The organism is Pseudomonas fungipugnans (assembly GCF_029955235.1).
GTDB classification, from domain to species: Bacteria; Pseudomonadota; Gammaproteobacteria; order Pseudomonadales; family Pseudomonadaceae; genus Aquipseudomonas; species Aquipseudomonas fungipugnans.
The window spans coordinates 2,328,146-2,353,802 of sequence record NZ_JARBWL010000001.1; the positions used below are offsets into that span (position 1 = coordinate 2,328,146).

23 protein-coding genes are annotated in these 25,657 nt (G+C 60.7%); 11 read left to right on the plus strand and 12 right to left on the minus strand.

All coding sequences use genetic code 11. The features are described from left to right. Positions 1–248: 248 nt before the first annotated feature. The 4 genes from POF45_RS09480 to POF45_RS09495 all read left to right on the plus strand — a co-directional run bounded on the left by POF45_RS09480 (position 249) and on the right by POF45_RS09495 (position 6,988). Positions 249–1,772 carry a fumarate hydratase gene (locus tag POF45_RS09480; protein ID WP_259496119.1) on the plus strand — a complete coding sequence of 508 codons (1,524 nt, stop codon included), beginning with the start codon at positions 249–251 and terminating at the stop codon, positions 1,770–1,772. A 153-nt stretch (positions 1,773–1,925) separates the two neighbouring features. Beyond that, a complete protein-coding gene (locus tag POF45_RS09485; RefSeq protein WP_259496121.1) occupies positions 1,926–3,698 on the plus strand; it encodes an ATP-binding protein in 1,773 nt (590 codons plus the stop codon). Then, the gene (locus tag POF45_RS09490; RefSeq protein WP_259496122.1) at positions 3,692–5,026 is read left to right on the plus strand and encodes a sigma-54-dependent transcriptional regulator; all 1,335 of its coding nucleotides are present in this window, start codon (positions 3,692–3,694) and stop codon (positions 5,024–5,026) included. The genes POF45_RS09485 and POF45_RS09490 overlap by 7 nt, the downstream gene beginning before the upstream one ends. A 642-nt stretch (positions 5,027–5,668) precedes the next feature. Next, the gene (locus tag POF45_RS09495) at positions 5,669–6,988 is read left to right on the plus strand and encodes an MFS transporter (protein ID WP_259496123.1); all 1,320 of its coding nucleotides are present in this window, start codon (positions 5,669–5,671) and stop codon (positions 6,986–6,988) included. Between the two features lie 130 nt (positions 6,989–7,118). On the opposite strand, the gene POF45_RS09500 is transcribed toward POF45_RS09495, so the two are convergent. After that, positions 7,119–7,874, minus strand: a complete 756-nt coding sequence (locus POF45_RS09500) for a COG4705 family protein (protein ID WP_259496125.1) — start codon at positions 7,872–7,874, stop codon at positions 7,119–7,121. A 199-nt stretch (positions 7,875–8,073) separates the two neighbouring features. On the opposite strand from POF45_RS09500, the gene POF45_RS09505 reads away from it, so the two are divergent. After that, on the plus strand, positions 8,074–8,322 hold the full coding sequence (locus POF45_RS09505) for a hypothetical protein (protein WP_259496126.1): 249 nt from the start codon (positions 8,074–8,076) through the stop codon (positions 8,320–8,322). 256 nt (positions 8,323–8,578) lie between these two features. Beyond that, positions 8,579–9,208 (plus strand): flavin reductase family protein, encoded by a 630-nt coding sequence (locus tag POF45_RS09510; RefSeq protein ID WP_259496128.1) that lies wholly within the window; start codon positions 8,579–8,581, stop codon positions 9,206–9,208. On the opposite strand, the gene POF45_RS09515 is transcribed toward POF45_RS09510, so the two are convergent. Further along, positions 9,209–9,439, minus strand: a complete 231-nt coding sequence (locus POF45_RS09515) for a hypothetical protein (protein ID WP_259496130.1) — start codon at positions 9,437–9,439, stop codon at positions 9,209–9,211. It abuts the gene before it with no gap. A 41-nt stretch (positions 9,440–9,480) separates the two neighbouring features. Continuing rightward, positions 9,481–9,834 carry a putative quinol monooxygenase gene (locus tag POF45_RS09520; RefSeq protein WP_259496131.1) on the minus strand — a complete coding sequence of 118 codons (354 nt, stop codon included), beginning with the start codon at positions 9,832–9,834 and terminating at the stop codon, positions 9,481–9,483. Positions 9,835–10,294: 460 nt separating this feature from the next. On the opposite strand from POF45_RS09520, the gene POF45_RS09525 reads away from it, so the two are divergent. Further along, positions 10,295–11,224, plus strand: a complete 930-nt coding sequence (locus POF45_RS09525) for an AraC family transcriptional regulator (RefSeq protein ID WP_259496132.1) — start codon at positions 10,295–10,297, stop codon at positions 11,222–11,224. 372 nt (positions 11,225–11,596) lie between these two features. Here POF45_RS09525 and POF45_RS09530 read toward each other — a convergent pair whose 3' ends face one another. The 6 genes from POF45_RS09530 to POF45_RS09555 form a co-directional block, all read right to left on the minus strand. After that, positions 11,597–12,652 carry an ABC transporter ATP-binding protein gene (locus POF45_RS09530; protein ID WP_259496133.1) on the minus strand — a complete coding sequence of 352 codons (1,056 nt, stop codon included), beginning with the start codon at positions 12,650–12,652 and terminating at the stop codon, positions 11,597–11,599. Between the two features lie 15 nt (positions 12,653–12,667). Continuing rightward, on the minus strand, positions 12,668–13,516 hold the full coding sequence (locus POF45_RS09535) for an ABC transporter permease (RefSeq protein ID WP_259496135.1): 849 nt from the start codon (positions 13,514–13,516) through the stop codon (positions 12,668–12,670). Continuing rightward, positions 13,513–14,424, minus strand: coding sequence for an ABC transporter permease (locus tag POF45_RS09540; protein ID WP_259496136.1), 912 nt, complete (start codon positions 14,422–14,424; stop codon positions 13,513–13,515). Before POF45_RS09540 ends, POF45_RS09535 begins: the two co-directional genes overlap by 4 nt. A 106-nt stretch (positions 14,425–14,530) precedes the next feature. Next, positions 14,531–15,634: an ABC transporter substrate-binding protein gene (locus tag POF45_RS09545; RefSeq protein ID WP_282315573.1), complete on the minus strand. Its 1,104-nt coding sequence runs from the start codon at positions 15,632–15,634 to the stop codon at positions 14,531–14,533. A gap of 218 nt (positions 15,635–15,852) precedes the next feature. After that, positions 15,853–17,301 carry an aldehyde dehydrogenase family protein gene (locus tag POF45_RS09550; RefSeq protein WP_282315574.1) on the minus strand — a complete coding sequence of 483 codons (1,449 nt, stop codon included), beginning with the start codon at positions 17,299–17,301 and terminating at the stop codon, positions 15,853–15,855. Then, a complete protein-coding gene (locus POF45_RS09555; RefSeq protein WP_282315575.1) occupies positions 17,298–18,935 on the minus strand; it encodes a 5-guanidino-2-oxopentanoate decarboxylase in 1,638 nt (545 codons plus the stop codon). Before POF45_RS09555 ends, POF45_RS09550 begins: the two co-directional genes overlap by 4 nt. Positions 18,936–19,191: 256 nt before the next feature. Between POF45_RS09555 and POF45_RS09560 the strand changes: the two genes are divergently transcribed. Beyond that, a complete protein-coding gene (locus POF45_RS09560; RefSeq protein ID WP_259496142.1) occupies positions 19,192–20,058 on the plus strand; it encodes a LysR substrate-binding domain-containing protein in 867 nt (288 codons plus the stop codon). A 118-nt stretch (positions 20,059–20,176) separates the two neighbouring features. On the opposite strand, the gene POF45_RS09565 is transcribed toward POF45_RS09560, so the two are convergent. Next, positions 20,177–20,791, minus strand: coding sequence for an NAD(P)-dependent oxidoreductase (locus POF45_RS09565; RefSeq protein ID WP_282315576.1), 615 nt, complete (start codon positions 20,789–20,791; stop codon positions 20,177–20,179). Between the two features lie 232 nt (positions 20,792–21,023). Next, a complete protein-coding gene (locus POF45_RS09570; RefSeq protein WP_259496144.1) occupies positions 21,024–21,905 on the minus strand; it encodes an MBL fold metallo-hydrolase in 882 nt (293 codons plus the stop codon). A 114-nt stretch (positions 21,906–22,019) separates the two neighbouring features. On the opposite strand from POF45_RS09570, the gene POF45_RS09575 reads away from it, so the two are divergent. Both POF45_RS09575 and POF45_RS09580 read left to right on the plus strand, forming a co-directional pair. Further along, positions 22,020–22,925 (plus strand): LysR family transcriptional regulator, encoded by a 906-nt coding sequence (locus POF45_RS09575; protein ID WP_259496146.1) that lies wholly within the window; start codon positions 22,020–22,022, stop codon positions 22,923–22,925. A gap of 153 nt (positions 22,926–23,078) precedes the next feature. Then, complete coding sequence (locus tag POF45_RS09580) at positions 23,079–23,255, plus strand: hypothetical protein (protein ID WP_259496147.1); 177 nt, start codon at positions 23,079–23,081, stop codon at positions 23,253–23,255. A 126-nt stretch (positions 23,256–23,381) separates the two neighbouring features. On the opposite strand, the gene POF45_RS09585 is transcribed toward POF45_RS09580, so the two are convergent. Next, positions 23,382–24,278: a helix-turn-helix domain-containing protein gene (locus POF45_RS09585; RefSeq protein WP_259496149.1), complete on the minus strand. Its 897-nt coding sequence runs from the start codon at positions 24,276–24,278 to the stop codon at positions 23,382–23,384. 177 nt (positions 24,279–24,455) lie between these two features. Here POF45_RS09585 and pobA point away from each other — a divergent pair, with 177 nt between their 5' ends. Continuing rightward, positions 24,456–25,649 (plus strand): 4-hydroxybenzoate 3-monooxygenase, encoded by a 1,194-nt coding sequence (pobA, locus tag POF45_RS09590; protein ID WP_259496151.1) that lies wholly within the window; start codon positions 24,456–24,458, stop codon positions 25,647–25,649. Positions 25,650–25,657 lie beyond the last annotated feature (8 nt).

Below are 25,657 nucleotides of genomic sequence, written 5' to 3' on the forward strand. Positions count from 1 at the left end.
GGGGGCAAGCCCCCTCGCCACAGTAGCCTCTGCCACAGCAATTACCTCACCACAGCAAGCACGTCACCACAGGTCGTCTCCAACCAAAAGCCAATGTGTACCCGCCACCGAGGCGCGGTATACTGCCGCGCCTTTTTAGCGTCGCGCCAGCTGCCCCGGCGTGCCTTGAAAGGTGCTTGCAACCGACCGATACACCCAAGCTGCAAGCACCTTATTGAATGTTCCCGTCTTTTAGAGGAGCGCGACTCATGACCGTGATCAAGCAAGACGACCTGATTCAGAGCGTTGCCGACGCCCTGCAGTTCATTTCCTATTACCACCCCGTGGATTTCATCCAGGCGATGCACGAAGCCTACCTGCGCGAAGAATCGCCAGCGGCCCGTGACTCCATGGCGCAGATCCTGATCAACTCGCGCATGTGCGCCACCGGCCATCGTCCGATCTGCCAGGACACCGGCATCGTGACCGTGTTCGTGCGTGTGGGCATGGACGTGCGTTGGGATGGTGCCACCATGGGCCTGGACGACATGATCAACGAAGGCGTGCGCCGGGCTTACAACCTGCCGGAAAACGTCCTGCGTGCCTCGATCCTCGCCGACCCGGCGGGCGCTCGCAAGAACACCAAGGACAACACCCCGGCCGTGATTCACTACTCCATCGTTCCGGGTAACACCGTGGAAGTGGACGTGGCTGCCAAGGGCGGCGGCTCCGAGAACAAGTCGAAAATGGCCATGCTCAACCCGTCCGACTCGATCGTCGACTGGGTTCTGAAGACCGTGCCGACCATGGGCGCCGGCTGGTGCCCACCGGGCATGCTCGGTATCGGCATCGGCGGCACCGCCGAGAAAGCCGCGGTCATGGCCAAGGAAGTGTTGATGGAATCCATCGACATTCACGAGCTGAAAAAGCGCGGCCCGTCCAACCGTATCGAGGAGATGCGTCTGGAGCTGTTCGAGAAGGTCAACCAACTGGGCATCGGCGCCCAGGGCCTGGGTGGCCTGACCACCGTGCTCGACGTGAAAATCATGGACTACCCGACCCACGCAGCCTCGCTGCCGGTGTGCATGATCCCCAACTGCGCCGCCACCCGTCACGCCCACTTCGTGCTCGACGGCTCCGGCCCGGCGTCGCTGGAAGCGCCACCGCTGGACGCCTACCCGCAAATCGTCTGGGAAGCCGGCCCGTCGGCCCGTCGCGTCAACCTCGACACCCTGACCCCGGAAGACGTGCAGAGCTGGAAGCCGGGCGAAACCGTGCTGCTCAACGGCAAGATGCTCACCGGTCGCGACGCTGCGCACAAGCGCATGGTCGAGATGCTGAACAAGGGTGAAACCCTGCCGGTGGACCTCAAGGGTCGCTTCATCTATTACGTCGGCCCGGTTGATCCGGTGCGCGAAGAAGTAGTTGGCCCTGCCGGTCCGACAACTGCTACGCGGATGGACAAGTTCACCCGTCAGATCCTCGAGCAAACCGGCCTGCTGGGCATGATCGGCAAATCCGAGCGCGGCCCGACCGCGATCGAAGCGATCAAGGACCACAAAGCCGTGTACCTGATGGCCGTCGGCGGCGCGGCTTACCTGGTGGCGCAAGCCATCAAGAAATCCCGCGTTGTCGCGTTCGCCGAACTGGGGATGGAAGCCATCTACGAGTTCGACGTCAAGGACATGCCGGTCACCGTTGCGGTGGACAGCAAGGGTGAGTCGGTACACATCACCGGTCCTGCGATCTGGCAAAAGAAGATCAGTGAAAGCCTGGCGGTGGAAGTGCAGTAAGCACTTTCCCTTCCTTAAAAAAACCGGCCTGTCGGCAACGACAGGCCGGTTTTTTCATGTCTGACAAAAAGCGCTTGAACGGTCGCCGTTATCTCCCCCGACAGGTTCGCCATGCTATGGTGCCCGCCCGACTTTCTACCTGTTTGCGCCAGCATGCTGCCGACTTCCCGTACCGTACGTTTGTCGTTGTATATCCTGTTGATTCTCGCCGGCACCGCCCTTGCCGCCGGCATCGCCATGCGTCACGCCGAGCATCAGGCGATGGAAGAGGATGCCGACCGCGCCAATCAGCAACTGGCGCTGTATGCCAACTCCCTGCACTCGCTGATCGACCGCTACCGCGCCCTGCCCGCCGTACTGGCCCTGGACCCGCAACTGCGCAGCTCGCTCAGCGGCCCGATCAGCGCCGAGCAGCAAGACCTGCTGAACCGCAAACTGGAAAAGATCAACGGCGCCGCTAAATCCTCGACCCTGGAACTGCTCGACCGCACCGGCCTGGCCGTGGCCGCCAGCAACTGGCGCTTGCCCAGCAGTTACGTCGGTCACAACTATGGCTTTCGCCCCTACTTCAGCCAGACCAAAACCCAGGGCACCGGGCGCTTTTATGCGGTCGGCGTGACCAGCGGTATTCCGGGCTATTTCCTGTCCAGTGCGGTGACGGGCGATAACGACGAGTTCCTCGGCGCCATGGTGGTCAAACTGGAGTTCCCCGAACTCGAACACGAATGGAGCCTGGGCAGCGACACCCTGCTGGTCAGCGATGCCCGTGGCATCATCTTCATCGCCAACCAGCCGGGCTGGCGTTATCGCCATTTGCAGCCGCTGAACGCCGGCGATCACGCCGAGATCAAGGCCACTCGCCAATACGACAAACAACCGCTGACGCCACTGGACTACCAGTCGCTGCGGCGCTTCGACGAGAACAGCGAATTGGCGCGGGTCGATGGCCCCGAAGGTTCGGCGCAGTACCTGTGGGAGTCCCTGCCGCTGACAGCCGAGGGCTGGACCCTGCACCTGCTGCGCCGCCCGCAGGTCGCCTTCGAAGACAGCCGCAACGCCGGGCTTGCTGCCGCGGGCGCGTGGCTGACACTGGTGTTCCTGGTGCTGTTCCTCAATCAGCGCTGGCGCCTGGCGAAGATGCGCCAACGCAGCCGCGAAGAGCTGGAGCAACTGGTGGAAGAACGCACTCGCGACCTGCGCACGGCGCAGGACGGCCTGGTGCAATCGGCCAAACTTGCGGCGCTGGGGCAGATGTCGGCGGCGCTGGCCCATGAAATCAATCAACCACTGACCGCGCAGCGCATGCAGCTGGCGACCTTGCGTCTACTGCTTGATCACGGTCGTGTGGATGATGCATATAAAGCACTGAAACCGGTGGATGACATGCTGACCCGCATGGCCGCCCTCACCGGTCACCTGAAAACCTTCGCCCGCAAAAGCCCCAGCGGCCTGCGTGAGCGGCTGGACCTGGCGGCAGTGGTCGACCAATCCTTGCAACTGCTGGACGCGCGCCTGCGCGACGAAAACGTCAGCATCGTGTTGCACCTGACGCGCCCGGCCTGGGTGCGCGGCGATGCAATTCGCCTGGAACAGGTACTGATCAACCTGCTTCGCAACGCCTTGGATGCCATGCAGGACAAACCCTGCAAGCGCCTGCAAATCCGCCTCGAAGCCGATGAACAACTGTGGCTCCTGAGCGTCGCCGACAACGGTGGCGGCATCGCCGAGGAACATCTGGCGAATGTGTTCGACCCGTTCTTCACCACCAAGCCGGTGGGCGATGGCCTGGGCCTTGGGCTGGCAGTATCGTTCGCCATTGCCCATGAATCCGGTGGCCGCTTGAGCGCCGCCAATCAACTGCAGGGCAGCGGTGCGGTGTTCACCCTGACCTTGCCGATTGATCTGGAGGCGCATCTGTCATGCTGAATTCGGTGATCGTGGTCGATGATGAAAGCAGCATCCGTAGTGCCGTCGAACAATGGCTGAGCCTGTCCGGGTTTGAGGTGCAGCTATTCAGCCGGGCCGATGAGTGCCTGGCGCAACTGCCGGCGCATTTTCCCGGGGTGATTCTCAGCGACGTGCGCATGCCCGGCATGACCGGCCTTGAGCTGCTGGCCGAAGTGCAGCGCCGCGACCCCGACCTGCCGGTAATTCTGCTGACCGGTCACGGCGATGTGCCAATGGCGGTCGAAGCCATGCGCGATGGCGCCTATGACTTTCTGGAAAAACCCTTCAGCCCGGAAACGCTGCTGGGCAGCCTGCGTCGCGCGTTGGAAAAGCGCCGGCTGGTGCTGGAAAACCGCGCCCTGCACGAACAGGCGGACAACCGCAGCAAACTCGACGCGACCCTGCTGGGGGTGTCCCGTGGTTTGCAGACGTTGCGCCGGCAAGTGCTGGACCTGGCAGCGCTGCCGGTCAACGTGCTGATTCGTGGCGAAACCGGCAGCGGCAAGGAACTGGTCGCCCGCTGCCTGCACGACTTCGGGCCTCGGGCCGACAAGCCGTTCGTGGCGCTGAACTGCGCGGCGATTCCCGAACAACTGTTCGAAGCCGAGTTGTTCGGTCACGAGAGCGGCGCATTCACCGGCGCCGCGGGTCGGCGCATCGGCAAGCTCGAATACGCCGACGGCGGCACGTTGTTTCTCGATGAAATCGAAAGCATGCCTTTGGCGCAGCAGGTCAAATTGTTGCGGGTATTGCAGGAACAGAAGCTGGAGCGACTGGGTTCCAATCAGAGTATTGCCGTGGACTTGCGCATTATTGCCGCGACCAAACCCGACTTGCTGGACGAAGCCCGCGCCGGGCGTTTTCGCGAGGACCTGGCGTATCGCCTGAACGTCGCGCAACTGCGTCTGCCCCCGCTACGCGAGCGTCGGGAAGACATTCCGCTGCTGTTCGACTCATTTGCACACAAAGCTGCCGAGCGCCTGGGCCGGACGTTCCCGCCGTTGAGCGGGCCGCAATTGAGCCATTTGTTGAGCCACGACTGGCCAGGCAACGTACGCGAACTGGCGAACGTCGCCGAGCGTCAAGTGCTGGGGCTCGACGAGCCGGAGCCTGCGGGCGTCGAACCGGGGCAATCCCTGGCCGCGCAGCAAGAAGCGTTTGAAGCCAATTGCCTGCGAGCGGCGCTGACCCGCCACAAGGGCGATGTGAAAGCGGTGCTGGAAGAGCTGCAACTGCCGCGCCGCACCTTCAATGAAAAGATGCAGCGCCATGGGTTGGCGCGCGAGATGTTCCTGCCTCATAGCTGAGTTTTGTGCTGCTTGTTCCGGCCTCATCGCGAGCAAGCTCGCTCCCACAGTGGGTCTGTGTACACCTGATCATTGTGGGAGATGTTCCTGCCTGGGAGCTGAGTTTTGTGCTGTTTTGACTGGCCTCTTCGCGGGCAAGCCCGCTTCCACATTTTGGCTCTTCGGGATTTTCGAGTTTTCTGGTTCCGACACAAACCTACTGTGGGAGCGAGCTTGCTCGCGATAGCGTCCTGCCAGTCAACCTCTACATCAGCTGACAAACTGCTTTCGCGAGCAAGCTCGCTCCCACATTTGGTCTGTGTACACCTGATCATTGTGGGAGATGTTCCTGCCTGGGAGCTGAGTTTGTGCTGTTTTGACTGGCCTCTTCGCGGGCAAGCCCGCTTCCACAGTGGTCCGGTGTACACGGATCAAATGTGGGAGCGGGCTTGCCCGCGAAGAGGCCGGTACAAACAACACATATCCACAGGTGGATAAGCGACTTTCCGCCCACTACCCCGCCACAACAAGCGGATTTCCGCTCACCCACCGCGTCTACCCCCTCTAAACCGGCCCTTCCCCCGTTGGCACAGCTCCTGCTATAGCCCCCACAGGCTGCGTTTTAACGCGCTCCACAAAAACAATTAAACGAAGGATCCTTCAATGGATAACTCCAATACCCTGCCTCTTGGGGCGGCTGCCGTGCTGGCCAAGCCAAGAACCACCACCAGCCGTATCAAATCGATTTTCAGCGGTTCGGTCGGCAACATGGTCGAGTGGTACGACTGGTACGTTTACGCCGCGTTCTCCCTGTACTTTGCCAAAACCTTTTTCCCTGCTGGTTCCACCACCGCGCAATTGATGAACACCGCGGCGATCTTCGCCGTGGGCTTCCTGATGCGTCCGATCGGGGGCTGGCTGATGGGGCTTTATGCCGATCGCGTCGGCCGTAAAGCCGCGTTGATGGCCTCGGTCTACCTGATGTGCTTCGGCTCGCTGCTGATCGCGCTGAGCCCCGGTTATGAAACCATCGGCATTGGCGCGCCGATCCTGCTGATCTTCGCCCGTTTGCTGCAAGGCCTGTCGGTCGGTGGCGAATACGGCACCTCGGCCACTTACCTGAGCGAAATGGCGACCAAGGAACGTCGCGGCTTCTACTCCAGCTTCCAGTACGTGACCCTGATCTCCGGCCAGCTCATCGCGTTGGCAGTATTGATCGTGCTGCAACAGGTACTGACCACCGAACAACTGTACGCCTGGGGCTGGCGCATCCCGTTCGCCATCGGCGCGCTGTGTGCCGTGGTGGCGCTTTACCTGCGTCGTGGCATGGAAGAAACCGAGTCGTTCACCAAGAAAGAGAAAGCCAAGGAAAGCGCCATGCGCACCTTGATGCGTCATCCCAAGGAACTGCTGACCGTCGTCGGCCTGACCATGGGTGGCACGCTGGCGTTCTACACCTACACCACCTACATGCAGAAATACCTGGTGAACACAGTCGGCATGAGCATCACCGACTCCACCAGCATTTCCGCCGCCACGTTGTTCCTGTTCATGTGCATACAGCCGCTGGTCGGCGCGCTGTCGGATAAAATCGGTCGCCGGCCGATCCTGATCGCCTTTGGCGTACTTGGTACGCTGTTCACCGTACCGATCCTCATGACCTTGCATACCGTCCAGACCTGGTGGGGCGCGTTCTTCCTGATCATGGCGGCGCTGATCATCGTCAGCGGCTACACCTCGATCAACGCGGTGGTCAAAGCCGAACTGTTCCCGACTGAAATCCGTGCCCTGGGCGTCGGTTTGCCGTATGCACTGACCGTGTCGATTTTCGGCGGTACGGCCGAATACATCGCCCTGTGGTTCAAGAGCATTGGCATGGAAACCGGTTACTACTGGTATGTCACCGCGTGCATCGCGGTGTCGCTGGTGGTCTACGTGACCATGAAAGACACCCGCAAGCATTCGCGGATCACGACGGACTGACCGTTGCATAGATGGGGCTGTCATGGCCCCATCGTCGGAACGCCGTACGCAGTCCGCTCGCTCCCACATCGGTCGGTACACCAAACCCATGTGGTAGCGAGCCTGCTCGCGAAGGCCCAGACCTGGTCTATCAGGTCAGCCCCGCCACCTCTCGCTTGCCATACTTGTTCTGCGCAAACGCAGCCCCCGCAATCATCACCACCAAAATTCCCGCCAACACCAGTGACGAGCCGACCGTGCCAAAATCCAGACCACCTTTTTCATGGGGCTTGGTCAGGAAATCGCCCAACGTCGCGCCAAACGGTCGCGTCAGCACGAATGCCATCCAGAACAGCAGCACCGACGAAATCTTCGTGAAGTATTTGAGCAAGACCACCACCGCGATGGTCGAGCCGATCAGCAATGCGCCGCCAGCAAAACCCAGGCCCGAGTCGTCGGCCAGGTAATCACCCAAGGCTGTCCCCAGGGTGTTGGAAAACAGAATCGCCATCCAGTAGAACATCTCGCCACGGAATGTCTGGACCTTGCTGACATTCAGCGAATCACCGCTCAAACGCCAGGCGGTGAAGATCGCCGCCAGAATTGCAATCAGGATCATCGACCCCATCGCATAACCGAGCCCGAGGGAGCGGTCCATGAAGTCAGACATGGTGGTGCCGGCAGTGCTGGTGGATAAAATGACCAGCCAGTACAGCACTGGCTTGTAGGTTTTCGACAGTAACTGCGTGACCAGCGTCAGCACGAACACGCTGATCAGAATCAGCGAACTGATGGCGTAGCCGACATTGAGGGTCATAGACAGTAGATCCCCGGCGGTTTCCCCCAGGGTCGTCGCACAGATTTTCATCACCCAGAACGCAAGGGTGATTTGAGGCAGCTTATTCATTACGGGAAATACTCCAGTTCGGATGGCGAGCGGCTCTTGTGGTTATGGCCGGCGTGCAGACTGGCGGTGCGGCAGTGAAAAATAGGTTGGTGCCATATGAAAAAACTGTCACGCAAGGCGCCCCGGGGATTAATCATCGGTTAATGCGTAAAAACCATCCTGCAATCGTCTGCTCGATTAATCCGATGGAGTTACTGAAATGAAAACCCGACTGATGTTTGCCCTTGCCCTGTCCGTCCTGGCCGCCAATGCCTTCGCCGATGATGGTTTCGACAAAACCGGCACCGCGGCCTTCATCTCCCAAAGCACCTCGACTCAATCCGGTTCCTCAGTTGCCTCCGATGGTTTCGACCACACCGGTACGGCTGGCGCTGTCGCGGCTAGCGGGGGTGGTAACGGTGGGGCTGACGGCTCCGATAAAACGGCCCTTGGCCGTATCGACAGCTGATACCTTGAGAGGACTTCAGCGCCCGGCTTCGGCCGGGCCTGGTTGTTTTTGGAGAGAGCAAATACCTGATAATTGCCGAAAAATCCCGTGGGAGCGAGCTTGCTCGCGATAACGGTAGACCGATCAACATTGATGTTGAATATGAAATAGCTATCGCGAGCAAGCTCGCTCCCACAGAGTTCTGTATTCGACTGGAAATGGGTGGCTCGCCCTTGCACTATGGCCGCATCTTGAAGACCTCCAGGAATCCCCTGCCATGCCCGACGACATCCACTACTACGAACCCGCCAACGGCCACGGCCTGCCCCACGACCCGTTCAATGCGATCGTCGGCCCGCGCCCCATCGGCTGGATTTCGTCCCAGGATGCCAACGGCCGCCTGAACCTGGCGCCCTACAGTTTCTTCAACGCCTTCAACTACATTCCGCCGATCATCGGATTTTCCAGCGTCGGGCGCAAAGACAGCCTGAACAACATCGAACAGACCGGCGAGTTCGCCTGGAACCTGGCCACTCGCCCGCTGGCCGAGCAGATGAACCAGAGCTGCGCGATGGTGCCACCCGAGGTCAACGAGTTCGAACTGTCCGGGCTGACACCCGTGGCCTCGAACATCATTCAGGTGCCACGGGTCGCAGAAAGCCCGGTGTCCTTCGAATGCAAGGTCACGCAGATCATTCAGTTGCAGCGTGCAGACGGGAATGTGGTGCCGAGCTGGCTGATTCTCGGCGAAGTGGTCGCCGTGCATATTGCCAAGTGGCTGTTGAAAGACGGGGTGTACGACACCGCCGCGGCAGAACCGATTCTGCGCGGCGGCGGGCCGGCGGATTATTTCCAGCTGGGGCCAGAGGCCTTGTTCAAGATGTATCGCCCTGGGGCGAACAAATAATTACCAGAGCAGGTCGGCGTCTTCTTTGACGTCTTTGAGGCGGGTCAGCTCTTTGGCGGCGGCCAGATCGGCCTCGTTTGCGGTCTTGAAGATTTGCCCCTCAAGCACTTTGTGAAAACGTGGCGCGCCCGATCCACCCAGGGCTTTGACGGCGATCGCGGCGTGGTAACCACCCTCGCCCGGTACTACAGCAGAAACAGCTTCAAAATGATCAAAGGCTTTACGTGCCATGTCGCGAGTCCTGGTGAAGTGAGAATGGGCTCATTAAACCCTCAACCCGCCAGTTTGTGTACCCACGCCCCGGACTGGCCGGTCGCTTCAAAGGCCGAAACCTCCTTGAAGGTATGGAAATCCAGGCTGTTGACGACCAGGTCCTGTACCAGCTCGGCAAAAATTTCCATGGCCGGGGTATTGAAGTAAGCGGTCATGGCCTGCTGATGGGTCCAGAAGCCGGACACCAGCCACAAGTCGGGATCGCACTGCGAGTGCTGCAGCGAAAAACTCAGACAACCCGCGGCGGCGCGGGATGGTTCGATCAGCGCACTCAGGCGCGCACCGAGTTCTGCCGAACGCCCGGCGCGGGCACGGACGAAAGCCATATGACTGACGGGGATCTGCTTGGACATGTTCAACCCTCCGAGGGAGTCGCGTAGTAGCCGGGGAACGGGCTGCGACAGGATCAAAGGTTAGGCGGCGCAGCGCAGGTGCCGTTAGTCGATTCCTGCCGGCTTGTTGCACAATCCTGCGACATTGCACAAAACTGCGGTGAATACCGCCCGCCACGTGCCACCCCCATGACATACCGGTTTCAAGCAAGACTGTCTTGCCATCGGCATTACTGTCTACACACGTGCGGCCTGGTGAATTACCTGTGACGAGGGGATTTATCGGCCCAACGGGGTGGTGCGGCATTCCGATAAATCCCCTCACCACAGAATCCGCCAATGAAACCTATACAGTCCTGTCAGCAGCCAATACCCACCCCATGCAGAATCAGGCAAGCTTTTCGCAGGATGTGTCTACCACTTCTGCTTGCACAAACATAAGCTGCGTCCATCTCCAATGCCCCCACCGAGGATGCCTTGCATGTCGTCGCTCGATCATTTCCAAGCCCCGCTGGACGCCGACATGGAGCGCCAGCGCGTGGAGTTGGCCGACATCATCCGTCGCAACACCCAGGAAGATGGCACCTATGCCACGGCCGTGGGTTCGCTGTGCATGTCGCGCCACAGCCAGTCTCACGACTTCGCCCCGGTGCTCGCGCAACCGGCACTGTGCATCATGGCCCAAGGGCGTAAAGAGGTGCGGCTGGTCGATGAGTACTTCAACTACGACCCGCTGAATTACCTGGTGGTCTCAGTCTCGATGCCCCTGAGCGGGCGGGTGGTGAACGTCACCAGCGAAGAACCGATCCTGGCGGTGCGGCTGGATATCGATCCGGCAGAAATCACCGCATTGATTGCCGACGCCGGTCCACTCGGCGTTCCAACCCGGCCCACAGGGCGCGGGCTGTATGTCGAGCGTATCGATAGCGCGATGCTCGACGCCGTGCTGCGCCTGGCCCGCCTGTTGGACACACCGAAAGACATCGCCATGCTCGCGCCGCTGATTCGCCGGGAAATCCTCTACCGTTTGTTGCGCAGCAAACAGGGGCACCGGCTGTATGAGATCGCCATCGCCAACAGCCAGAGCCATCGCATCAGCCAGGCGATCAAATGGCTCAACGGCCACTATGAACAGCCGCTGCGCATTGATGAGCTGGCGAAGGAAGTGAACCTGAGCGTGTCGACCCTGCACCATCGCTTCAAGGCGATGACGGCCATGAGTCCGCTGCAATATCAGAAGCAATTGCGCCTGCAAGAGGCGCGGCGGCTGATGCTGGCCGAGGGGCTGGAAGCGGCGGCGGCGGGATATCGGGTGGGGTATGAAAGCCCTTCGCAGTTCAGCCGTGAGTACAGCCGATTGTTCGGGGCGCCACCGCTGCGGGATCTGGCGCGGTTGCGATTGACCGTCTGATCCGGATTTTTCGGTGTAGTGACCGGCCTCATCGCGAGCAAGCTCGCTCCCACAGGGGGTCGGAGGTGCTCACAGACTCTGTGTTCACAGCAGATCCAATGTAGGAGCGAGCTTGCTAGCTCCTACAGGCGGTCGGAGGTGCTCACAAATTCTGTGTTCACGGCAGATCCAATGTGGGAGCGAGCTTGCTCGCTCCCACAGGGGGTCGGAGGTGCTCACAAACTCTGTGTTCACAGCAGATCCAATGTGGGAGCGAGCTTGCTAGCTCCTACAGGCGGTCGGAGGTGCTCACAAATTCTATGTTCACGGCAGATCCAATGTGGGAGCGAGCTTGCTCGCGATGGGGCCAGTACAAGCCCCTCACCTCTAACGTCAGGCGCTGAGTACCCGACAAGCCTGTGGCGGCAGCGTCACCGAGACCGGATTGCCGATACTCAACCCCAACCCCTGGCACGGCGTACTCAGCGCGGTAAACGACACCCCGGAACACTCTACTGTGGTTTCAATCGTCGCGCCGATATCGCGCACAAACGTCACCTTGCCCAACAGCCGATTGCCCGCCGTAGCCTGCGGTTGCGACAGCTGCAGATCCTCTGGGCGAATCAGCATCTTGATCTTCTCCCCCACCACAATGCTGCTGCAGATCGGCACCTCCAGGGCATCACCGCCCGGCAGCCCAATCTTGCCGTTACCCAGCGCCGTGGCCGCAAAGATGTTCCCGGAACCGATAAAGTCCGCGACAAACTCATTGGCCGGGTGGCGATAGATTTCAATCGGCGTGCCCACCTGCTGCACCCGATGCTCACCCAGCACCACGACGATATCGGCCATGGTCATCGCTTCACGCTGATCGTGAGTCACCATGATCGTGGTGATGTTCAGCCGTTGTTGCAGCTGACGAATCTCCACCTGCATGGATTCGCGCAACTTGGCGTCCAGCGCCGACAACGGCTCGTCCAGCAGCAGGATTTTCGGTCGCGAGGCGATCGCCCGGGCTATCGCCACGCGCTGACGTTGGCCGCCGGAGAGTTTCGCCACTGGGCGATCAATCATTTCCTGCAACTGAATCAGCTCCAGCAATTCCACCACCCGCGCTTGCTGATCGGCCTTGCTCACGCCACGCAATTTCAGCGGATAGGCAATGTTTTCCCCCACCGTCATGTGCGGAAACAGCGCCAGGGATTGAAACACCATGCCGAAATTACGCAGGTGCGCAGGCGTATGACCAATGTCTTCACCGTCGAGGCGAATCTCACCGCCGCTCAGGGTTTCAAGCCCGGCGATCATCCGCAGCAACGTGGTTTTGCCGCAACCCGACGGGCCGAGGAAACACACCAGTTTGCCCTCGGGCAAATGCAGGTTCACATCCTTTACCGCGCAGGCCGAGCCGTAGTGTTTCTCGACGTTTTGCAAAATCAGACCAGTCATGTTGCACCTCAAGAATCAGAACGAAACGCCACCTTCACCGACCAGCTTCTCCAACGCCCAGATCAGGACGAAGTCGATCAGCACGATCAGCACGGCAAACGAGAAGACGGTAGGGTCGAGCGATGACACGGTGCGGCTGTACATCCAGATCGGCACGGTCATGACATCGATGGTGTAGAGGAAATAGGTCACGGTGAACTCGTTGAACGAGACGATGAACGCCAGCAGCATCCCCGCCAGAATTCCCGATTTCATCAGTGGCACCACCACATCGACGATCGCCCGGGTCGGCGAGGCCCCGAGCATTTGCGCGGCCTCTTCGACTTCACTGCCGATGGAGAGCATCGCCGCCGTGCAGTTCTTCACCACGAACGGCAGCGCCAGGATCACGTGGGCAATTACCAGGCGCGAGGTGGTCATCTGGAACGGCAGGCTGTCGAACACCAGCAACAACGCCAGCCCCAACACGACCATCGGAAATACCAATGGCAGCGACATCAATTGCAGGGCCACGGCCTTGCCACGGAACTCACAACGGGTGAGCGCATACGCCGCCGGCACCGCGATGATCGTGGCGAAGACCATGGTCAGGCACGCCACCATCAGGCTGGTGGTCATGGCTTTGCCCAGGCTCAGCACATCACTGGCGTCCGGCGAAACAAAGGTGTGCCAGGCCGCGCGATACCATTGCAGGCTGTAGCTGCTGGGCGGGAAGTCGAGGTTCGACGCGCCGCTGAACGACATGACGATCATGGTCAGGATCGGCAGCACCGCCAGCAACAGGATGAAACCGGACAGTACGCCTGCGAATTTGCCTGTATCGCCAGGCAGCAGCGAATGACGTTTCTTGATCAACGTGCTCATTGCGAAGCCTCCAGCATGCGCCGACGACGGCCAGTGATGTATTCAGACAGCGTCATGATCGCGAGCGTGGTGACGATCAGCACCACACCGGCAGCGGAGGCCGCCGGCCAGTTCATCAACGGCGCTATCTGGTCATGGACCATCACCGCCAGCATCGGCACACGCCGGCCTCCGAGCAGCAGGGGCACGACAAAACTGCTGGCGTTGTAGGCAAATACCAGCGTCGCACCGGTGATAATGCCCGGCAGGCTCATGGGCAACACCACTTGACGGAACACCTGAAAGCGACTGGCACCCAAGGTGGCGGCAGCCTCCTCATAGGTGCGGGCAACGCCACGCATGGCGCTGGCAATCGGCAGCACAGCCAATGGAAAGGCCGTCTGCACCAGGCCCATCAATACGCCGTTCTGGTTATAGAGCAACATGATCGGACGCTTGATCAGGCCCAGGCCCATCAGTGCCTGATTGAGCATCCCGGCAGGTCCCAGAATCACCAGCCAGCCGTAGCTTTGCAGCAGCAGATTGACCAGCAATGGCAGCAGCACCGCCGCGAGAAAAATGCGCCGCAACAACGGCGAGGTCAGTCGCGACATGGTGTAGGCCACCGGAATCGCCAGCAGCACCGCAATCACCGCACTGAACAGCGCCAGGCGCAACGTCAGCATCAGCGACTTGAGGTAGTACGGCTCCAGCAACTGGGCGTAACTGGCCAGGCTGAACCCGGTCCATTCCGCGCCTTTGGTGCCGACGCTCATGCGCAGTACCAGCAGGCTGGCGGCAATCAGCACGCCGAGAAACAGCATGGAGGGCGAGAGGAAAAACCAGGCGCGCGTCGTCGGCGACACACCACGGCGTGAACGCGCTGGCACGCCGGCGAGCGGATGAGTCAGAGGTTGTGGGTGTTCCATAGCAATGGTCTCGTCAATGGAAAGCAGCTGACGAACACAAGACTTCAAACCAGATCGCCCCCACAGGGGATCTTCGGTGGCTCAAGACCCTGTGTCCGCCACTCGATCAGGAGGAAAAGATTTCCGTGTAACGACGAATCCATTGGTCATGCACGGTGGCCAGGAAGGCGTTGTCGTGCATGATCGCCTTGTCGGCAATCTGCTCCGGGGTGAGGATGAACGGGCTTTTGCGCGCTTCGGCGGAGATGATCGCCTTGGCATTGACCGGGCCGTTGTAGATGTCTTCGGCCATCTTGCCCTGCACCAGCGGGTCCAGACAGTGGTCGATGAAGGCGTAGGCCAGGTCGGTGTCGCCCGGACGGTTCTTCGGCATCACCGATTGCATCAGGTCGGTATAGAAACCTTCCTTCATGCCAAAGGTTGCACTCAGACCGTAGGCCGGGTCGCGGATCTGTTTCGGAAAAAACGCCGGGGCGTACAGACCGCCCATGTCAAGGGAACCGGTGCGGAACAGCTCGGCAATCTGGTTCGGATTTTCGCCCAACGTCACCACACGGTCCTTCAGCTCGGCGAGTTTCTTGAAGCCCGGCTCGATGTTGTGTTCGTCACCACCGGCCAGTTTGGCGGCGATGATGATCAGGTCCATGGCCTCGGTCCAGTTCGGCGGCGGCAGGAAAATGTTCGGGGCCAGGTCCGCATCCCAGAGGGCGGCGTAGCTGTCCGGGGCTTCTTTCTGGGTACGGGTGCTATAGACCAGGCTGTTGCACCACAGCAGGTAACCGATGCCATGACCATTGGCGCCGGTGCGGTATTTCTCCGGCACGTCCACCAGGTTCGGAATGCGATTGAGGTCGGGTTTTTCCAGCAGTCCGGCGGCGGCCAGACCTTCGGCGCCAACGCCGGCCAGGGTGATGATGTCGTACTGCGGACGATCACCGCCGGCCTTGAGTTTGGCGACCATTTCCGAGGTGCTGCCGGTACGGTCAGCGATGACCTTGCAGCCGTATTTGGCTTCAAAGGTCGCCGCAATGTTGCGCAGTGCCGCAAGGCCGGTGTCGTCGGACCAGGTCAGCAGACGCAGGGTCTTGCCCTGGAAGCGGGTGTCACTGGCGTTGGCCCGGATGAAAGGCATGCTCATGGCTGCGGCTGCTACCGAAACCACGCCCACGGTCTTGATGAATTGACGCCTGTTCAGATCATGCTGGCCCATGAAGGACTCCCTTTGTTTTTTTAAGTATGAGGTTGGTCGCAACCGTTGCATTCCGCGCGGTCAAAGCTGCTTGAAGCCCCGATTCAAAAGGGCTGTGGCTGAGCCGACGGGTTCATCCTGAGGTCGTGCAAAACACCTGACTATCGATAAAAACTCATTGAAGCCATGACGCTGGCGCATGCCTCCTTTCGAGGCATGCGCTCACCTTTTTCGAGCAGTCAGAGCGCCCGAATCACGTGTTTTATTTCCTGGAACGCCTGCAAACCCCACGGCCCCAACTCGCGGCCGATGCTGCTCTGTTTGTAGCCACCCCAGGCGGTCTGCGGGAAGATCACTTGCGGCGCGTTTATCCACACAAGCCCTGCCTGCAATGCGTTGGCCACCCGATCCGCCGCTGCGTCGTCACGCGTCACCACGCTGGCCACCAGGCCGAACTGACTGTCGTTGGCCAGGGCAATCGCCTCGGCTTCAGAGGAAAAACTGCGCACACAGATCACCGGACCGAAAATCTCCTCACACCACAACGCACTGTCGAGGGGCACTTCGGTGAAAATCGTCGGCTGTAAAAAATAGCCCCGTGTCAGGTCTGCGGGACGATTGCCGCCGCAGACCAACCGGGCGCCAGCGCTCAAACCGCGATCAATGTGGCCGAGCACGCGCTGGTATTGCGCCTGATTGACCAACGCGCCCATTTCCACGTTCGGGTCGAACGGGTCGGCCACGCGTATCGCCTCAGCCCTGGCCTGCAAACGCAGCAGAAGCTCATCCGCCAGTTCATCGGCCACCAGCACGCGGCTGGTGGCGGAACACATCTGCCCGGCGTTGAAAAAACCACCGCCACAGGCCAGTTCCACCGCCAGTTCAATGTCGGCATCCGCCAGCACCAGCAAGGACGATTTGCCGCCCAGCTCCAGGCTCACGCCCTTCACGGTTTCGGCGGCGCGTTGCATCACCTGCACGCCCACGGCGTTGCTGCCGGTGAACGAAATCTTGGCAATGCGCGGGTCTGCCGACAGCGGTGCACCGACCGCCAGGCCCGTGCCGCAGACCAGGTTGAAGACACCATCGGGCAGACCGGCCTGGGCAATGATCGCCGCCAGTTCCAGCTCCGGCAGCGGTGTGACTTCCGAAGGTTTGAGCACCACGCAGCAACCGGCTGCCAGCGCCGGGGCGAGTTTCCAGGCCGTGGTGACCATCGGGAAATTCCACGGCACGATCAGGCCCACCACGCCGCAGGGTTCGCGGCGCAAGCGAGCGCTGAAGTCGTTGCTCGGCAACGCCACGTTGCTGTCCTGTTTCTCGTCGAGGCCTTCAGCCAAACCGGCGTAGAACTCGAAGGTGGCGATCACGTCATCGACATCGATGGCCGCTTCAAACAGCGGTTTGCCGTTGTTGCTCGACTGCAAATACATCAGTTGCTCGCGACCGGCCTGCACGCCCGCAGCGATTCGGCGCAGGATCGCACCGCGTTCGGCACCCGTGGTTTTGGACCAGTCGGAGAAAGCGCGGGTCGCGGCGTCGACCGCTTGATCCACCGCTTGCGCATCGCCGCCATTCACTGTGGTCAGAAGCGCTTCGGTGGCCGGGTTGATCACCCGCAGATGTTCGCGGCCAGACGACCATTGACCGTTGATAAACAGACCGTCCAACGTAGTAGCAAAACTCATTTCGACACCGCCTTCATCCACTGGCTCTGGTCGATTTCAATCAGGGTCGGGCCCTGACGGTCGGTGGCGGCGCGTAATGCATTACGCAACGACTCGACGCCGCTGACCGCTTCAGCCGCACAGCCCAGCGCCTTGGCCACGGCAATGAAATCCGGGGTATAAATGTCGACGCCCACCGGCTCGATGGCGCGGTTGACCATGTACTTCTTGATCTCTTCATAGCCCTGGTTATTCCACAGCAGCACGATCACCGGGGTGCGCGCTTCCACAGCACTGGCCAGTTCCGGCAGGGTGAATTGCAAGCCGCCGTCGCCGATCAGACACACGACCGGCGGACGTGCGCCGCCTTCGGTGCGACCGCCCAGCCAGGCGCCAATCGCCGCCGGCAAGGCGTAACCCAAGGTGCCGTAACCGGTGGACGAGTTGAACCAGCGACGCGGGCGCTCCGGGTTGAAGGTGAGGTTGCCGGTGTACACCGGCTGGGTCGAGTCGCCGACAAACACAGCGTTGGGCAGTTCGTGCAAAACCGTTTCCAGGAAACGGGTCTGGGCCAGCGTAGGCGCATCCCAGGTGGCAGCCAGTGCGTCACGCAAACGGGCGGCACGCACCTGCCCCCAGTCATTGCGGCGCTCAGCCAGCGAGTGCCGGGACAACTCGCTCAACAGTGCTTGCACGGCGTTGCGCGAGTCAGACACCAGTGCGACGTGCGGCGGGTAGTTGCGTACGGTCTGGTCCGGGTCGATGTCCACCCGCAACAGTTTCCCGGGGATGTCGAAACCACCGGCGAAGGTCACGTCATAATCGGTTTCAGCCAGTTCGGTGCCGATGGCCAGCACCACGTCGGCTTCAGCCACCATCGCACGGGTCGCTACCAGACTTTGAGTCGAGCCGATCAGCAACGGGTGGCTGGAGGGCAGCAGGCCTTTGGCGTTGATCGTCAGCGCCACTGGCGCGTCCAGCAGCTCGGCCAGTTCGGTCAACTCGGCGCCCGCATCAATGGCGCCGCCACCGGCCAGGATCAATGGTCGTCTGGCGCCGGCCAGCCACTCGGTCATACGGGAAACGGCCGTCGGCGAAGCACCGGCGCGGTCGATGTTCACCGGCAGGCTGGCCAGCAAGTCGTCGGCCTCTTCGACCAGGACATCCAGCGGGATTTCGATATGCACCGGACGCGGTCGGCCGGCCTGGAACAACGCGAATGCCCGGGCCAGCACCACCGGCAATTCAGCCGCCGACATCAAGGTATGGGAAAACGCCGCCACACCGCCGACCAATGCGCTCTGGTTCGGCAACTCATGCAGCTTGCCGCGACCGCCGCCCAACTGGCTGCGCGATTGCACACTGGAGATCACCAGCATCGGGATCGAATCGGCGTAGGCCTGACCCATGGCAGTGGTGATATTGGTCATGCCGGGACCGGTGATGATGAAGCACACACCGGGCTTGCCGCTGGTGCGTGCATAGCCGTCGGCCATGAAGCCGGCGCCCTGTTCGTGACGCGGCGTGACGTGGTTGATGCTCGAACGAGCCAGCCCGCGATACAGCTCCACGGTATGCACGCCAGGAATGCCGAACACCTGCTCGACCCCGTAATTCTCAAGTAATTTGACCAATACTTCGCCGCAGGTCGCCATGTGGTTGCCCTTGTTGTTCGAGTTGAGACGCCGGGCCTGCCGAAGCGCTGAACCTGTGGGAGCGAGCCTGCTCGCGAAAGCGGTGTGACAGTCACCATCACTGTTGAATGTAATGCCGCTTCGCGAGCAGGCTCGCCCCCACATTGGATTGCATTGCCATGCCCGCTATTGCCCTCATTGAAACGGGCGACCCATAGCCGCAACAATGGATAAAAAGTCATACTAGCCATGTCCCTACGTCATGCCTTGGATGCCCATGAAACGACTGCCCCCCCTGCCCGCCCTGCATACGTTTCTGATTACCGCGCAATGCTGCAACTTCACTCGCGCCGCCGAGCAGTTGCACATTACCCAGGGCGCAGTAAGCCGGCAGATTGCCGGGTTGGAAGATCATCTGGGCTATGCACTGTTCATCCGTCAGGCCCGCGGCCTGTTGCTGACCGCCGAAGGCCGGCAATGGCTGCCGAGGGTGCAGCAGGTGTTTGGTTTGATCGGCGAGGCGGTGGAGCAGATCGGCGTGCAGCGCGAAACCCTGCAACTCAAGGCGCCGACCTGTGTCATGCGCTGGTTGTTGCCGCGCTTGCTGCAATGGCAAAAGGAACGCCCGGACGTGCCGGTGGAACTCACCACCACGGTGCGCCATGGCGTGGATTTTCAGCGTGAACAGTTCGATGCGGCGGTGGTGTATGGCACGCCACCGGACAGTGCGCTGGCTTCACGGCATCTGTTCGATGAACAACTGACGCCCGTGTGTTCCAGCTCGCTGACACTGCACGCACCGGCGGACCTGCGACACCAGCTGTTGCTTCACCCCACTCGTGACGAACGGGACTGGAAGACCTGGTTGAATGCGGCCGGTATTGACCCGACCAGCGTCGGCAAAGGTCAGCATTTCGAAACGCTGGACATGGCAATGTCGATGGCGTCTCAGGGGACGGGGGTGGCGATTGGCGACTGGTCGCTGATCGGCGATGACCTGAACGCCGGGCGGCTGGTCATGCCGTTTGAATTGAAGGTGAAGACGGGGTTGGGGTACTACCTGGTTTTTCCGCAAAAGCCTGGGCCGTCGGCGAAATTGCAGGAATTGACGGGGTGGTTGGTGGAGCAGGCGCAGGCCCGATAAGTCTGAAAAGCTTCGCGAGCAGGCTCGCTCCCACATTTGATCTCTGTCGCCCACAAACCCTGTGTCCGCTGAAGATCCCTGTGGGAGTGAGCCTGCTCGCGAATGCTCTGAGCCGCTATCAGTAACCCACAGCAAACCGCTGGCGCGAATGCTTCGGTGTTTGCACCTCATCGAGCAGCGCAATCGCGTAATCGGCGAAAGTGATCCAACTGCGCCCTTCGGCACTTACCAGCAGGTCATCCTTGCCCAGACGAAACTTGCCCGTGCGCTCGCCTTCGACAAACTCCGCCGACGGCGACAGGAAGGTCCAGTCCAGCTCCTTTTCCGCTCGCAGGTTTTCCAGGAACACCGCACCGGCACCGGCCTCAGCCTTGTACGCCTCCGGGAAACCGGCACTGTCGATCACGCGAGTACCGTCCGGCAGCAACAACGAACCGGCACCCCCCACCACCAGCAAACGCTTGACCCCGGCCTTCTTCACCGGCCCGATCAGGGCACTGGCCGGCAGCGTCGAGAAATGCGCCGCGCTGATCACCACATCGTGACCGGCGACGGCCGCTTGCAGAGCCTCAGGATCGAGGGCATCGACGTTCTTGGCGACAACACCGGCACGCTGGCCGATCTTCGAGGTGTCGCGGGCGATGGCGGTAACGCTGTGGCCACGACGCAGGGCTTCTTCCAGCAGTTGGCTACCGGCACGGCCGGTGGCACCAATGATTGCGATCTTGCTCATGACGTTCTCCAGTTGGCTTGAGAGTATCTGTTGGGTGACACAAATTGCGTGACTGATGAGACTTCTGTGTTGAGGGGCTTGCCCCCGTTCGGCTGCGCAGCAGTCGCAAACCTGAGAATTCGGTCTGGCTGAAGGAATGCAGGGGAGCGCTTCGCACTCCAACGGGGGCAAGCCCCCTCGCCACCGGTAATCATCTGCACTTCAAGGCGCTGTCAGCTACAGGCAAAGCGGGTTACCACTTCATCTCGCCCTTGGCGACCTTGGCACTCAGCTCCAGCGAGCTTTCTTCGCCCAGGTTCGGGTAGCGTTTTTTCATCGCGCCAATCAGCTCGGCAGAGTCCTTGGCCTTGGCGGTTTCTTCGTCGAAGGCCTTGATGTAGTCGGCAGTGAACCGCACGGCGGCCAGCGAACGAGCGCTCTCACCCAGGTAGTGACCCGGCACGATGGTCGTCGGTTTCAGGGTTTCGATCGAATGCAGGGTCGCCAGCCAGTCAGCATGGGATTGCGCTGTTTGCGTATCAGCCATCCACACGTGGATGTTCTCGGCAACGACCACACCACCGACCACCGCCTTGATCGACGGGATCCACACAAAGCTGCGGTCCGGCTGCTTGCCGTCCAGGCCGATCACCTGCAACTTCTGCCCTTCGAGCATCAGGCTGTCGCCCTTGAGTACGCCCGGCACGATGGTCTTGGCTGGTACGTCGGCGCCCATTTTCGGGCCCCAGAACGCCAGTTTGCCTTCAACGGTTTGCTTGATGTGATCCACGGTCGGTTGCGAGGCCAGCACCTTGGCGTTCGGGAAGGCAGCGGTCAGGGTGTCGAGGCCGAAGTAGTAATCCGGGTCACCGTGGCTGATGTAGATGGTTGTCAGCTGTTTGCCGCTGGCGCGGATTTTTTGCACCACTTGCTCGGCCTGGGATTTGCCGAACTGGGCATCCACCAGAATCGCGTCTTTCTCGCCGCTGACCAGTACCGAAGTCACCGGGAAGATCGCCTTGTCGCCTGGGTTGTAGACGTCCAGGGTCAAGGTCGACGCCGCTGCCGCATGGGCCGCGAAGCCGAGGGTGGCGGTGGCCAGCAGCAGTCGTTTGATTGAAGTGAAGCCGATCATGTGTTGCTCCGTTGTCTGAATGCCGTGTCTGGCGATGGGACAGAGCTTAGTTGCCTGAGGCAGCACAAAAAATGCGATGCTTGAACATAGTTTGTTTCTGAAAGCGGGCAAATCATGGATCGTCTACAAGCAATGCGGGTGTTCGTCACGGTGGTGGACCTGGGCAGCCAATCGGCGGCGGCCGATCATCTGGACCTGTCGCGACCGGTGGTTTCACGTTATCTGGCGGAGCTGGAAGACTGGGTCGGCGCCCGGCTGATGCACCGCACCACGCGCAAATTGAGCCTGACCGCGGCCGGTAGCGAGATCCTGCCGCGTTGCCGGCAGATGCTCGACTTGTCCACAGACATGCAAGTGGCGGTCAGCGAACCGGACGACGCGCCCCGTGGCCTGCTGCGTATCAGCGTCAGCACCTCGTTCGGCCAGTCACAACTGGCGGATGCCATGGCGGCGTACGTCAAACGTTACCCCGGCGTCAGCATCGACCTGCAAATGCTTGATCGCACAGTGAACCTGGTGGACGAACGCATCGACCTGGCGATCCGCACCAGCAACGACCTGGACCCGAACCTGATCGCCCGCCGGTTGACGGTCTGTCGCTCGGTGATCTGCGCCTCCCCCGCCTACCTGCGCGAGCACCCGACGCCGCAACGGGTCGAGGACCTGAGCCGGCACAATTGCCTGACCCACTCCTACTTTGGCAAAAGCCTGTGGCATTTCGAGGAGGATGGCGAACCGGTGTCAGTGCCGGTGCAAGGCAACATCAGCGCCAACGAGGCCAGTACCCTGATGCGCGCCGCAATGGCCGGAGCCGGCGTGGCGATGTTGCCCAGCTACCAGGCCGGCGTGCATATCCACAGTGGCGAACTGGTACGGCTGTTGCCCAAGGCTGAACCGCGGCAGATGAACATCTACGCGGTGTACGCCTCGCGCAAACACATGCCGGCGGCGTTGCGCAGCATGCTGGACTTTCTGGTCTTGAGATTTCCGCAAGCGCCGGAGTGGGATACAGGCCTGTAACCCGATCAAAAAAATGTGGGAGCGAGCCTGCTCGCTCCCACAGTGGAATGCGGTGCTCTGACTACCGCGTAATTTCCACTCGGCTGGCATCTCACTCCCCCTGACCTATGCTGAACGTAATACCCAAGGGTATTCGTTCAGAGGTCAATCACCATGAACATCAAGACAAGAAGGTATTTCGCGATTTTCATCACCTGCGCCGCCACGCTGGCGCTGTATGGCACCGCCGCCTGGCGTGTCGAACAGATGCGACAACTGCCCCGCGAATTCGCGAGTTGCAACTTCGAGCGCTGCCTGCCCCACAACGGGACCCTCAACGCGCTGCGTTAAACCTGTGGGAGCGGTGGTGCGACGATTCGACTTGCTCGCGAAATCGGTCGTTCAGCCAAACTGATGTGTTGAATGACACACCGCTTTCGCGAGCAGGCTCGCTCCCACATCGATTCAGCGGCGAGTTCAGGCCTCGTTATCCTGATCGGCCTTCAGCCGGTCGCGGAACGCCTTGGGCGAAATCCCCACCCGCCGTCTGAACAGCCGTGTGAAGTTGGTCGGATCGGAAAACCCCAACACATCAGACATTTCGTAAATGGTCATGCTGGTGTAGGTCAGCAGGCGCTTGGCTTCCAGCAGCTGGCGTTCGTGCATGATCTGCAACGCCGGTTGCCCCGCCAGTTCACGGCAGGTGCCATTGAGGTGAGACACGGAAATCCCCAGCCGATGCGCCAGGTCTTCGACCTTGACGTGCTGACGATACGTCTCTTCGACCAGTTGAATGAACCCGTTGAGATATTCCCGCGCCCGTTGCGGCCGCTGACTGGCGCTGCGCCGCTCAAGCACCTGGCGGCTGACCCAGACCATGATCACGCTGACCAGCGAATGCATAAGCATTTCCCGACCCGGTTGATGACCGGTGTATTCGCTCTGCAACGCGCTGAACAAGCTATTGAGGTACTCGCTGTCCTTGCCCGCCGGGTAGCTTTCGGCCTGTGCCAACGCATGCACGGCGCTGCCCAGTTGTGCCTGTAGATGGCTGACCAGCGGCGCGGCCAGCGTGACGACGAAGCCTTCCACACCCTCGGAAAACCGATAACCGTGCACCGATAACGGCGGCAGGATCAGCATGGTCGGCTCGTTCAGTTCGGTGCGGTTGCCTTCGATTTCAAGCTCGGCCTGACCTTTGAAGACGAAGAGCAACTGGCACAAATCGGCGTGGCGGTGGGGTTTGATTTCCCATTGATGTTCGCGGCTGCGTTTGGAGATGGTTTCGCAGTGCAGCAAGTCCGGGGTGGGCCAATCCAGGCCTTCACCATAAAGCTTGAACACTGGAATAGAAGGCAAGTCAGGCTTGTTCATCACTTCAATCCAGGCCTCGGGGTTGCGGGCGATAATCGCACCGATTGGCAGAATGTACAGGTATCCGCTCAGTTTTCACCTTCAATTGACAGACCCACGGGGGAAAAATGCAAGCACTCGATCCATAAAAATTGTTCACCGGCTCTGGTCGCGTGACGCTAGCGAGTCATGACAACAATGAAAATACTGAAAACCCAAATCGCTATCATTGGCGCCGGCCCTTCCGGTTTATTACTCGGCCAGTTGCTGCACAACGCCGGCATCGACACGCTCATTGTCGAGCGGCAAACCCCGGATTATGTGCTGGGGCGAATCCGTGCCGGCGTCCTCGAACAAGGCATGGTAGAGCTGTTGCGCCAGGCAGGCGTAGGCCAGCGCATGGACGCCGAAGGACTGGTGCATGGCGGTTTCGACCTGGCCCTCGACGGGCGTCTGGCGCACATCGACCTGCAGGGTTTGACCGGTGGCAAAACCGTGATGATCTACGGCCAGACCGAAGTCACTCGCGACCTGATGGCCGCTCGTCGGGAGGCTGGGGCGCAGACCATTTACGGCGCCAGCGATGTCGTTCTTCACGGCATGAAAAGCGACGAGGCCTTTGTCACTTTTGAAAAGGACGGCGAAACCTGGCGCATTGATTGCGACTACATTGCCGGTTGTGATGGCTTTCATGGCGTGGCGCGGCAGTCGATTCCCGCCGACTGCCTGAAGATCTTCGAGCGGGCTTACCCGTTCGGCTGGCTGGGTATTCTGGCCGACACGCCCCCCGTCCACGACGAACTGGTCTACGCCCGCCACGAACGCGGTTTTGCCCTGTGCAGCATGCGCTCGACCACGCGCACCCGTTATTACCTTCAGGTGCCGGCCGAGGAGCAGGTCGAGAACTGGTCCGATCAACGCTTCTGGGACGAACTCAAATCGCGCCTGCCGCAAGCCCTGGCGGACAAACTGGTGACCGGTCCTTCCATCGAAAAAAGCATCGCGCCACTGCGCAGCTTCGTGGTGGAACCGATGCAATACGGACGGATGTTCCTGGTCGGCGACGCCGCACACATCGTCCCGCCCACCGGCGCCAAGGGGCTGAACCTGGCGGCCAGCGACGTCAGCACGTTGTTCAATATTCTGCTGAAGGTGTACCACGACGGGCGCACGGACTTGCTGGAAAAGTACTCCGCCATCTGCCTGCGCCGGGTCTGGAAAGCCGAACGATTTTCCTGGTGGATGACTTCGATGCTGCACCGTTTCGATGAGCACGATGCTTTCAGCCAGCGGATCAGCGCCTCGGAACTGGACTACTTTGTCGGCTCCGAAGCCGGGCGAAAAACCATTGCAGAAAATTACGTCGGGCTTCCGTATGAGGCTATCGAATAGCTTGCTAT